General features: G+C 61.9%; 11 protein-coding genes. 3 read left to right on the forward strand and 8 right to left on the reverse strand.

The genetic code is table 11. From position 1 onward, the window contains the following. The 8 genes from V7080_RS18605 to V7080_RS18640 form a co-directional block, all read right to left on the reverse strand. A partial coding sequence (locus V7080_RS18605) for a ribonuclease E/G (RefSeq protein WP_334189887.1) occupies positions 1-697 on the reverse strand: 697 nt, incomplete at its 3' end. After that, entirely contained in the window at positions 694-1314 is a 621-nt protein-coding gene (locus V7080_RS18610) for a Maf family protein (RefSeq protein ID WP_334189888.1), read from the reverse strand. The genes V7080_RS18610 and V7080_RS18605, both read right to left, overlap by 4 nt. 6 nt (positions 1315-1320) lie before the next feature. Further along, positions 1321-1791 carry a 23S rRNA (pseudouridine(1915)-N(3))-methyltransferase RlmH gene (gene rlmH / locus V7080_RS18615; protein ID WP_334189889.1) on the reverse strand — a complete coding sequence of 157 codons (471 nt, stop codon included), beginning with the start codon at positions 1789-1791 and terminating at the stop codon, positions 1321-1323. Between the two features lie 198 nt (positions 1792-1989). Next, the gene (gene rsfS / locus V7080_RS18620; RefSeq protein ID WP_334189890.1) at positions 1990-2622 is read right to left on the reverse strand and encodes a ribosome silencing factor; all 633 of its coding nucleotides are present in this window, start codon (positions 2620-2622) and stop codon (positions 1990-1992) included. Then, on the reverse strand, positions 2622-3275 hold the full coding sequence (locus V7080_RS18625) for a nicotinate-nucleotide adenylyltransferase (protein WP_334189891.1): 654 nt from the start codon (positions 3273-3275) through the stop codon (positions 2622-2624). Before V7080_RS18625 ends, rsfS begins: the two co-directional genes overlap by 1 nt. 4 nt (positions 3276-3279) lie before the next feature. Next, positions 3280-4242 (reverse strand): oxygen-dependent coproporphyrinogen oxidase, encoded by a 963-nt coding sequence (gene hemF, locus V7080_RS18630; RefSeq protein ID WP_334189892.1) that lies wholly within the window; start codon positions 4240-4242, stop codon positions 3280-3282. A 482-nt stretch (positions 4243-4724) separates the two neighbouring features. Then, positions 4725-5999: a phosphoribosylamine--glycine ligase gene (purD, locus tag V7080_RS18635; RefSeq protein WP_334189893.1), complete on the reverse strand. Its 1275-nt coding sequence runs from the start codon at positions 5997-5999 to the stop codon at positions 4725-4727. Between the two features lie 103 nt (positions 6000-6102). Further along, positions 6103-6828, reverse strand: coding sequence for a YebC/PmpR family DNA-binding transcriptional regulator (locus tag V7080_RS18640; protein ID WP_334189894.1), 726 nt, complete (start codon positions 6826-6828; stop codon positions 6103-6105). A 178-nt stretch (positions 6829-7006) separates the two neighbouring features. Between V7080_RS18640 and V7080_RS18645 the strand changes: the two genes are divergently transcribed. The 3 genes from V7080_RS18645 to V7080_RS18655 all read left to right on the forward strand — a co-directional run bounded on the left by V7080_RS18645 (position 7007) and on the right by V7080_RS18655 (position 10354). Further along, entirely contained in the window at positions 7007-8557 is a 1551-nt protein-coding gene (locus tag V7080_RS18645; protein WP_334189895.1) for a helicase HerA-like C-terminal domain-containing protein, read from the forward strand. A gap of 97 nt (positions 8558-8654) precedes the next feature. Next, a complete protein-coding gene (locus V7080_RS18650; RefSeq protein ID WP_334189896.1) occupies positions 8655-9566 on the forward strand; it encodes a DMT family transporter in 912 nt (303 codons plus the stop codon). 8 nt (positions 9567-9574) lie between these two features. Continuing rightward, positions 9575-10354: an SDR family oxidoreductase gene (locus V7080_RS18655; protein ID WP_334189897.1), complete on the forward strand. Its 780-nt coding sequence runs from the start codon at positions 9575-9577 to the stop codon at positions 10352-10354. The last annotated feature ends 251 nt before the right edge of the window (positions 10355-10605 follow it).

Below are 10605 nucleotides of genomic sequence, written 5' to 3' on the forward strand. Positions count from 1 at the left end.
GGATGGTGGAGGTGTCATCGTTGACGAAATCGCGCAGCACGCGTTGGGCGAGGCTCAGGTCCTGGTAAAGCAGCGAGGGGGCGGGCTTGGTCTTGGCCAGCTGCGTGATCGTGGCCCAAGTCTTGCGCAGGTAGTCGATGTCCATCTGCAGGTCGGCGTCCGACGCTTCCTCGGCCATCGTGCGGATGATGAATCCGCCGCGTTCATCGGTCGGGACGAGCCGCTTGACCTTTTCCTTGAGCATGTCGCGTTCGGCTTCGTTCTCGATCCGCTGGGAGATGCCGATGTGCGAATCCTGGGGCAGGTAGACCAGCATCCGGCCGGCAATCGAAATCTGCGTCGATAGCCGCGCGCCCTTGGTGCCGATCGGGTCCTTGATGACCTGCACCATGATCGACTGGCCATCGTAGAGGAGCTTCTCGATCGGTGTCGGTGCCGCCTGGGATGCTGACGGCGTGTCATGCGGACGCGCTTCCCAGATGTCCGCCACGTGCAGGAAGGCGGCGCGTTCCAGCCCGATATCGATGAATGCGGATTGCATGCCGGGCAGCACCCGCGCCACCTTGCCGAGGCAGATATTGCCGGCCATGCCGCGCGACAGCGTGCGCTCGACATGCAGTTCCTGCACCGCCCCCTGCAGGATCAGCGCGACACGGGTCTCCTGCGGCGTGATGTTGATGAGGATGTCTTCGGTCATAGGATGGTGATGCCTGCCTGGTGAAGCAACTGTGCGGTTTCGTGCAGCGGCAGGCCCATGATGCCCGAATGACTGCCGCTGATGTGCTGGATGAAGACGGCCGCCATGCCCTGGATGCCGTAGCCGCCTGCCTTGTCGTACGGCTCGGTGGTGGCGCAATACGCCTTGATCATCGCATCGGTGAGTACCGCGAACGTCACGTCCGATGTCTGCAGTGTCTGGTGGGTGGTTTCATCGCGCCGTACCGCCACACTGGTCAGTACCTGGTGGGTGCGTCCGGACAGCGCCCTGAGCATCTCGGCGGCTTCGGTGGGATCGGCCGGTTTGCCGAGGATGCGGCCGTCGATCGTCACGGTGGTGTCGGCTGCCAGCACGGTGCGTACCGGCAGGCGCCGCCATAGCATGGTGCTGCAGGCGTACTCCGCTTTTTCGCGGGTGACGCGGGTAACGTAGTCTTCCGCCTTCTCGCCGGGGAGGACTTCTTCGCTGACTTCCGGGCCGCGCGGCGACTGGTCCCTCAGCAGCAGCAGTTCGAAGTCGACCCCGATTTGCCGCAGCAGCTCGCGCCGCCGCGGACTCTTGGATGCCAGGTATATCTTGTTGTCTGCCGGTTTCATCGATATCTACACTCGGTGGTAGGGGTGGTTTTGCGTGATCGACCACGCGCGGTACAGCTGTTCGGCGAGGATCACCCGCACCATGGCATGCGGCAGGGTCAGGCTGGAGATCCGCACCAGCATGTCCGCGGATGCCTTGAATCCGGCATCCAGGCCGTCAGCGCCGCCGATGACGAATGTAACATCCCGGCCGTCCTGTTGCCACTGGGTCAGCATTTGGGCCAGTTGAGCGGTCGCAATATCCTTGCCCCGCTCGTCCAGCGCGATGATGCGGGCGCCTTTGGGAATGGCCGCCTCGATCTTGACGCGCTCCTGTGCCATGACCGTTTCCGCCGTCCTGCTCCCGGAGCGATCGACCGGCTTGATCTCCTTGAGCAGGATGCGGCATTCGGGCGGCATGCGCTTGGCGTATTCATTGAACCCGTCCTCGATCCAGGCGGGCATCTTGTGGCCTACTGCGGCGATGACGAGTTGCATGGCGTGCCTAGGTTTGCAGGGCGGCCCGCTGCGGCACGCCAGCAGGTACGCGAAGCCGCATCGGAATCTTGTGCAATGGTTGCGCCGCAGCGTACCGTCCGCACAGGCAGGACGGTTCCTGCAATGCGCTTGCCCCTGCATTGTTCTGCACGCACATCACTCCTGCCAGCACTGTTACTTTTTGCTGCAACGAATACGTTATTCAGCAGCCTTTTTTCTCGCCGGCGCACGCTTGGCCGGGGCTTTTGCGGGAGCTTTCTTCGGCGCGACGGAAGCGCTTTTCGGTGTCGCTACCTTGACGCGGCCGCCGGTCGGTATCTTGGCGGTCTTGGCGGCCGTCTTGGTAGCAGTCTTGGCGGGCGTCTTGCGGGCGGGCTTCTTCGGTTCGTCCTCATCCACCGTGGTCTGGCTGGCGGCGATGTGGCGTGTGGTCTTTCGTACCGGCGCTTCGCTGGCGTCTTCGGATGCGCTGCGCTTGGAGGTCCGCTTGGCGGCGCCGAGTTTGATTTCCTTTTCGCCCCAGATCTCTTCAAGGCGGTAGTAGTCGCGGATCGCCGGCTGCATGATGTGAACCACCATGTCTCCCAGGTCGACTAGCACCCATTCGCCGGTGTCTTCGCCTTCGATGCTGACGATGGTGCCGCCGTTTTCCTTCACTTTGTCGCGTACCGATGCGGCGAGTGCCTTGGTTTGGCGGTTCGAGGTACCGGAAGCGATCGCCATGCGGTCGAACAGGCTGGTGAGATGCACGGTATCGTAGGCGCGGATGTCGTGACCTTTGACGTCTTCGAGCGCATCGATTACCAGGGTTTGCAGTTTTTTGATATCCATTAGTTTCTATAGAGGTGATGTTGTTTTATATAGTCTAGCACCCCAGGCGGGATCAGCGAGACAGGCTGATCGCCGCTGTGCAGCGCAGTGCGGATTTGTGTTGAGGAAACATCGATTGCCAGATTCGCGGCAAAAAACATCAGTCCATGCGGTGTGGCACGGATCTGGTCGGGTGTTGCCGAGCGGCGCGCAACCTCATGGGCCACTTCGGGCGCAAGGTCCATGGCGTCAAGGCCGAATCCGGGTCGCGATGCCGCGCAGACATGTGCAAGATCGAACAGCTCCCGCCATCCATGCCAGGTGTGCAGACGCTGCAACTGGTCGGCGCCGACCAGCATCATGAGGGATGTTTCCGGGCCGACCTCGGTGCGAATCGCACGCAGCGTATCGACGGTGTAACTCGGTCCGTGCCGCAGCAGTTCCTGCGAATCGATGCTGACCGGCATGGAAAAGCCGCCAAATGCAAGGCGGAGCATCGCAACCCGGTGCTCGGCGCTCGCGTGCAAGGGTTGCTTCTGCCAGGGATTGCCGGCCGGTATGATCCGGAGCTCGTCCGGGAACAGCAGTTTCGCGAAGTAATTCGCCAGCGCGACATGGGCGTTATGGACCGGATCGAAGCTACCGCCCAGCAGCGCGATGCAGCGGCGGGTCATGCGCTCATACCCAATTCCTGTGAACCAGGAAATCCGTGTACAGCTTTGCTTCCGGGCTGTTTTCCTCCGGCGACCAGTTGTACCGCCATTTCACGATCGGCGGCATCGACATCAGGATCGATTCCGTTCGTCCACCCGATTGCAGGCCGAACAGCGTGCCGCGGTCGAAGACGAGATTGAACTCCACATAGCGTCCGCGCCGGTACGCCTGGAAATCCCGTTCGCGTTCGCCGTAGGGCGTGTCCTTGCGCCGTTGCAGGATCGGCAGGTAGGCATCGAGAAAGCCGTTGCCGACGCTTTGCATCATCCCGAAGCTGTTGTCGAAGCCGAGTGCATGAAAGTCGTCGAAGAAAATACCGCCGACGCCGCGCGGCTCCTTCCGGTGCTTCAAATAAAAATAGTCGTCGCACCATTTCTTGAAACGCGGATACAGGTCACCGCGGAACGGTGCCAGCGCATCCTTGCAGGTCTGGTGAAAATGTGTCGCGTCTTCCTCGAAGCCATAGTAGGGCGTCAAGTCCATGCCGCCGCCGAACCACCAGACCGGGTCCTTGCCTTCCTCCGTCGCATTGAAGAAGCGCACGTTCATATGAACGGTGGGGACATACGGGTTGCGCGGGTGGAATACCAGCGATACGCCCATCGCTTCCCACTTGCGCCCGGCGATTTCCGGGCGGTTTGCAGCGGCGGACGGCGGCAGGCTGTTGCCGCTGACATGCGAGAAGCCGACGCCGGCGCGTTCGAAGACATTGCCTTCTTCGAGCAGGCGGGAGATGCCGCCCCCGGCGATCGGGCCTTCGCCTTCGGGGCGGTGCCATTCGTCCCTGATGAAGGGCTTGCCGTCGATTTCTTCCATCGCCTGGATGATGCGGGATTGGAGGTCGAGGAGGTAAGTTTTGACTTGGGTGGTGTTTAAGATCACGGAATTGTTGGCACTATTTAAGTTGCCGTTTGTAGGGCTTGTCATTTGTAGAGGCTTGTCATTCCCACGCAGGGTTTTGCAGGCGGACAGCATGCTGTTCACTTGTAAACCAGTATTGGCTTGCAAGCCAGTACGGACCATGCAAGGGCGAATCCATGGCTACGGAGCGTCTCCGGCAATACTCCCCTCTGTCATTCCCGCGCAGGGTTTTGCAGGGAATTCGGACAGCATGCTGTCCGCCTGCAAAACAGTACTAGCCTGCAAGCCAGTACGCGCCCTGCAAGGGAGAATCCAGAGCGACGGAGTGTCTCCGGTAGTGCAACGCTTGCGGTTCTTCGAAGAGGCTAGCCGGGACTGGCCCCGGCGGACCACCTTCTTTTTGCCTCGCCAAAAAGAAGGCAAAAAAGGCTGGAGCACTGCTCCAGCGAGGCGAGGACGTTGAAAGCGCCAGCGCGATCCGCGCAAGATGAAAACTGCTTCGTGGCTGCGTCAACCTGGCTTGGTATGGGCAGTCTTTGGGGGAATGTTCACCCCGGCCGCTTCAACGCCCGCCAGCCGATATCCCTTCGATACTGCATGCCGTCGAAACGGATCTTGTCCACCGTGTCGTAGGCATGCTTCTGTGCTATACGCACGCTGTCCCCGAGGCCGACCACGCACATCACGCGGCCGCCCGATGTCACAAGTTGTCCATCCTTCAATTCGGTGCCGGCATGGAAGGTGACGCAGTCCGGGGTTTCGTCCGGGATGCCGGAGATGGCATCGCCCTTGCGGGGCGCGTCGGGATAGCCGCCTGCGGCCAGCACGACGCCAAGCGCCGTGCGGCGGTCCCATTCCAGTTCGACCGCGTCGAGCGTACCGTTCACCGCGTGCTCCATCACGCCGACCAGATCGGTTTTCAGGCGTGCCATGATCGGTTGCGTTTCCGGATCGCCCATCCGGCAGTTGAATTCCAGCGTCCTCGGATTGCCGCGTGCGTCGATCATCAGGCCGGCGTAGAGGAAGCCGGTGAAGGGAATGCCGTCCTTCATCATGCCCAGCACGGTCGGGTTGATGATCTCGCGCATCACGCGCGCATGCAGCGACGGGGTGACGATGGGTGCCGGCGAGTAGGCGCCCATGCCGCCGGTATTCGGACCTTCGTCATTGTCCTTCAGCCGCTTGTGGTCCTGGCTGGTGGCCAGCGGCAGCACGTTCTTGCCGTCCACCATCACGATGAAGCTGGCTTCCTCGCCGTTCAGGAATTCCTCGATCACCACCCGCGCGCCGGCGTCGCCCAATTTATTGTCCGACAGCATCATGTCCACTGCGGAACGCGCTTCGTCGATGGTCAGCGCCACCACCACGCCCTTGCCGGCGGCGAGGCCGTCGGCCTTGATCACGATCGGCGCGCCTTTCAGGTTGATGTAGCGGTGCGCCGCCTGCACGTCGGAGAAGGTCTGGTAGTCGGCGGTGGGGATGCGATGGCGTTTCATGAACGCCTTGGCAAAGTCCTTCGAGCTTTCCAGTTGCGCGGCTTCCTTCGTCGGACCGAAGATCTTCAGTCCCTGGTCACGGAAGATATTGACGATGCCGGCCGCCAGCGGCACTTCGGGACCGACGACCGTCAAGCCGATGTTTTCCTTGATCGCGAATTGCGCCAGCCACGCCGGATCGGTGATCGGGACGTTCTTCAGGCGCGAATCGGCTGCCGTGCCACCGTTGCCCGGGGCGACGTACACCATCTGGATCCGTTCGGATTGCGCAAGCTTCCAGGCCAGGGCATGTTCGCGGCCACCTGAACCGACTACGAGAATTTTCATGGATTAACGATCTGTGTAGGTCGTGCAGGCGTATGGGCCTGCACGACATTGGGTAATTCGGTACATCCGGCACATCCGGTACGACGGGCAGTGGCTTCTGCAGTCACTGTTCGATGACCGCATTGGTATAGACCTCCTGCACGTCGTCCAGATTCTCCAGCGCGTCGAGCAGCTTTTGCATCTTGACCGCGTCGTCGCCGGTAAATTCGGTTTCGGTTGCCGGCTTCATCACGATTTCCGCCACTTCCGCCTTGAAGCCCGCCTTTTCAAGCGATTCCTTGACGGCTGAAAAATCATGCGGCGGCGTAATGACTTCGATGCCGCCCTCGTCGTCCGTCACCACGTCTTCCGCGCCGGCTTCGAGTGCCGCTTCCATCAGCGCATCTTCATCCGTGCCGGGCGCATACAGCAACTGCCCGCAATGCTTGAACAGGAAGGCAACCGATCCCTCGGTGCCCATGTTGCCGCCGTGCTTGGAAAATGCATGCCGGACTTCGGCCACGGTGCGCACCCGGTTATCGGTCATGCAATCGACGATGATCGCCGCGCCGTTGATGCCATAGCCTTCATAGCGGATTTCTTCGTAATTCGCGCCGTCGAGGCCGCCGGTGCCGCGCTGGATGGCGCGGGCGACGTTGTCTTTCGGCATGTTGGCGTCGGCCGCCTTGTCGACCGCGAGGCGCAGGCGGGGATTGGCGGCGACATCGCCGCCGCCCATGCGGGCTGCAACCGTGATTTCCTTGATGAGGCGAGTCCAGATCTTGCCGCGCTTGGCATCGGTGGCGGCCTTTTTATGCTTGATGTTGGCCCATTTGCTATGTCCAGCCATGAGAGATCTTTCGGATGTGGGGTATGCTAGATTTCGGCGGCGCTGTCAGTGTGGAACCGCCAGATTGGAATTTTGGCCATTTTGCATGGTCCGAAATAAAATAGTTCGCCGCTCGGATACAAGCCGGAAGTTTACCATACCGATACCCATATAAATCTCCCAGAAAGTACCCACTCCCATGCCCAATCCACTACTGATCGCCAAGAACCAGGACAAGGAACTGGCCCTGCTGCCTAGCCTCGCCAACCGGCACGGCTGCATCACCGGCGCCACCGGCACCGGCAAGACCGTGACCCTGCAGGCCCTGGCGCAGGCCTTGTCGGGCATCGGCGTGCCGGTATTCATGGCCGACGTCAAGGGGGATCTGTCCGGGATCGCGATGCCGGGAACGCCGAGCGGGCGGATCAAGGAACGCCTGACCATGCTGAAGCTGGACGAGCCTGCCTGGAAGGGCTGTCCGGTGACATTCTGGGATGTGTTCGGCGAGAAAGGCCATCCGGTACGGGCCACCATCTCCGATCTCGGCCCCTTGCTGCTGGCGCGCATGCTGAACCTGAACGACACCCAGCAGGGCGTGCTGCAGCTCGTGTTCAAGATCGCCGACGACAACGGCCTGCTGCTGCTCGACATCAAGGACCTGCGGGCTATGCTGCAGCATGTGGGTGAGAATGCATCGGAATTCCAGACCGAATACGGCAACATCTCGGCCGCCAGCATCGGCGCCATCCAGCGCGGGCTGCTGTCGATCGACGAGCAGGGCGGCGACCGCTTCTTCGGCGAACCGATGCTCAACATCGAGGATTTCATGCAAACCGACGCCAACGGCAAGGGCGTCGTCAATATCCTGGCAGCCGACAAGCTGCTGAACTCGCCGCGCCTGTACGCCATTTTCCTGCTGTGGATGCTGTCGGAACTGTTCGAGGACCTGCCCGAGGTCGGCGATGTGGACAAGCCGAAGCTGGTGTTCTTCTTCGACGAGGCGCACCTGCTGTTCGATGAGGCGCCGAAACCGTTGCTGCAGAAGATCGAACAGGTGGTGCGACTGATCCGCTCGAAAGGCGTCGGCGTGTATTTCGTTACCCAGAATCCGCTCGACATTCCCGACACGGTCCTCGGCCAGCTCGGCAACCGGGTGCAGCATGCATTGCGCGCCTTCACGCCGCGCGACCAGAAGGCGGTGCAGGCGGCGGCGGAAACCTTCCGGCCCAATCCGCAGCTCGATACCGCGCAAGCCATCACCGAACTGGCCGTCGGCGAAGCGCTGGTTTCCTTCCTGGATGAGAAAGGCCGCCCGCACATGGTGGAACGCGCCTTCATCATCCCGCCGGCCTCCCAGCTCGGGCCGATCAGCGACGAGCAGCGCAAGGAATGCCTGGCCAATTCGGTGGTGGCCGGGGTGTACGAAAACACGGTGGACCGGGAATCCGCCCATGAAAAGCTCAAGGGACGGGTGGTCAAGCAGGCCGCGCCGGACAAAGCCGCGTCGCGATCCGGGCGGGCGCAGCAGCCTGAGCCTGCCGCCGAGGAGGGCGGCGCATCGTCCGGCAGCTCGATGGGCGACATGTTCGGCAATGTCATGGGCGGGCTGTTCGGGTCCGGCGGCAGCGGGTCGCGACGCAAGGACACGGTGGTCGAGGCAGTCGTCAAGTCGGCGGCCCGCAGCATCGGCTCGACGGTCGGGCGCGAGATCATCCGCGGCGTGCTGGGCTCCATCATCAAGAAGCGGTAAGCGAGCGATAAGCGCCGCTTTTGTCGTACGCCAAGCTGGAAGACCGGGCCGGGAGCGGCGCAATGTGCGCAATTGCGGCCCGTCGTACAATCGGGGGATGACTTCCAGCGCAATCCAATCCTCCGCCAGGCAAACATTCCTCGCCGGCCTTGCCATCGCCATCGTCGGCGCAATTTTCTTTTCCGCGAAAGCAATCGTCGCCAAGCTGATTTACCGCTATCAGGTTGATGCTGTCACGCTCATCGCCTTCCGCATGCTGTTTTCGCTGCCGTTTTTCGCCTTCGTCGCAATCTGGAAGGCGCGCACCGCGGTCCCACTGAGCAACAGCGACCGCGTCAGGATCGTCATGCTCGGCCTGCTTGGTTATTACCTGTCGAGCTTCCTGGATTTCCTCGGTCTGCAATACATCTCGGCCGGACTGGAAAGGCTGATCCTGTTCCTGACACCGTCGTTCGTCCTGCTGATCTCCTTCTTTTTCCTGAAGAAAAAAATCTCCCTGGTGGAATGGCTGGCACTCGGCACCGCCTATCTCGGTACCGTCCTGGTGTTGCTGCATGACGCCAGGAGCGGCGGCGCCAATGTCGCCCTCGGCACTGCGCTGGTGCTGGCCAGCGCGATCACCTATGCGCTGTACCTGCTCATGTCTGGCGAACTGGTGGCGCGGGTCGGCGCCATGCGGCTGGTGGCGTACGCGATGTGCGTGTCCAGCGTCGCGTGCATCGTGCAATTCTTCCTCTTGCGTCCGCCGACCGAGCTGCTGCAGCCGATGCCGGTGTATGGCTTGTCCATGATCAACGCCGTGTTCTGCACGGTGCTGCCGGTGTTCCTGACGATGGTCGCGGTGGAGCGCATCGGCGCGGCGACGACCTCGCAGGCCGGCATGGTCGGACCTGTATCGACCCTGTTTATGGGCGCATTGATTTTGGACGAACCGATCACCGCCATCCAGCTGGCAGGCACCACGCTGGTATTGAGCGGTATTTATTTGCTGTCGAAAAAGAAAACCTAGGAGAAGACATGGATTTTGGAATCAAGGGCAAGACCGCGCTGGTATGCGGCGCGAGCAAGGGTCTGGGGCGCGGCTGCGCCGAAGCGCTGGCGGCCGAAGGCGTGCAGGTGACGCTGGTGGCGCGCACCGCCGATGTACTGGAAAACACCGCGGAAGAGATTCGCCGCGCAACCGGTGCGATGGTCCAGGCGGTGGCCTGCGACATCACCACGCCGGACGGCCGCGCGAAAGCACTCGCCGCCTGTCCGCAGCCCGACATACTCATCAACAACGCAGGCGGCCCGCCGCCGGGCGATTTCCGCGACTGGACGCGCGATGACTGGATCGCCGCGCTCGACGCCAACATGCTGACGCCGATCGAGCTGATCAAGGCGACTGTTGACGGCATGATCGCACGCCGCTTCGGACGCATCGTCAACATCACTTCCGGTGCGGTCAAGGCGCCGATCGATATCCTTGGCCTGTCCAACGGCGCGCGCTCCGGCCTGACCGGTTTCGTCGCCGGGCTGGCGCGCAAGACCGTTGCGCACAATGTGACCATCAACAATCTCCTGCCCGGCCAGTTCGATACCGACCGCCTGAAGAAAACGCTCGGCGCGTCGGCCAGCGCGTCCGGCAAGACCATCGAGCAGGTGTTCGAGGCGCGCCGGCAGCAGATTCCGGCCCAGCGTTTCGGCAACCCGGCGGAGTTCGGGGCTGCATGCGCGTTCCTGTGCAGCGTGCATGCGGGGTACATGACCGGGCAGAATATATTGCTGGACGGCGGAAATTATCCGGGGACTTTTTGAGGGTGGGGCGTTCAAAGGAGAAGCGGTCGTTGTTGCTGCGTGGAGGCAATTCGCAAGACGGGCTTGGTCGAGGCGAAAATCGCCGTCCGGGTCTATGACACCTCTGTAGAGCTCCTTCCCCCTTTCAGGGGGAAGGTTGGGATGGGGGTAGTGACGTCGCGTTGCAGCATGCAATTGCTCAACCTCACTACCCCCACCCTAACCCTCCCCCTGGAGGGGGAGGGGAGCTGACCGAGGAGTGGTGAGGCTGA

The organism is Noviherbaspirillum sp., from assembly GCF_036846085.1.
In the GTDB taxonomy this organism is placed as follows: domain Bacteria; phylum Pseudomonadota; class Gammaproteobacteria; order Burkholderiales; family Burkholderiaceae_D; genus Noviherbaspirillum.

Coding starts and splice junctions, on each gene's coding strand:
- V7080_RS18610 (WP_334189888.1), bottom strand. CDS start 1,314: ATGAAACCGGCAGACAACAAGATATACCTGGCATCCAAGAGTCCGCGG.
- rlmH (WP_334189889.1), bottom strand. CDS start 1,791: ATGCAACTCGTCATCGCCGCAGTAGGCCACAAGATGCCCGCCTGGATC.
- rsfS (WP_334189890.1), bottom strand. CDS start 2,622: ATGGATATCAAAAAACTGCAAACCCTGGTAATCGATGCGCTCGAAGAC.
- V7080_RS18625 (WP_334189891.1), bottom strand. CDS start 3,275: ATGACCCGCCGCTGCATCGCGCTGCTGGGCGGTAGCTTCGATCCGGTC.
- hemF (WP_334189892.1), bottom strand. CDS start 4,242: ATGACAAGCCCTACAAACGGCAACTTAAATAGTGCCAACAATTCCGTG.
- purD (WP_334189893.1), bottom strand. CDS start 5,999: ATGAAAATTCTCGTAGTCGGTTCAGGTGGCCGCGAACATGCCCTGGCC.
- V7080_RS18640 (WP_334189894.1), bottom strand. CDS start 6,828: ATGGCTGGACATAGCAAATGGGCCAACATCAAGCATAAAAAGGCCGCC.
- V7080_RS18645 (WP_334189895.1), top strand. CDS start 7,007: ATGCCCAATCCACTACTGATCGCCAAGAACCAGGACAAGGAACTGGCC.
- V7080_RS18650 (WP_334189896.1), top strand. CDS start 8,655: ATGACTTCCAGCGCAATCCAATCCTCCGCCAGGCAAACATTCCTCGCC.
- V7080_RS18655 (WP_334189897.1), top strand. CDS start 9,575: ATGGATTTTGGAATCAAGGGCAAGACCGCGCTGGTATGCGGCGCGAGC.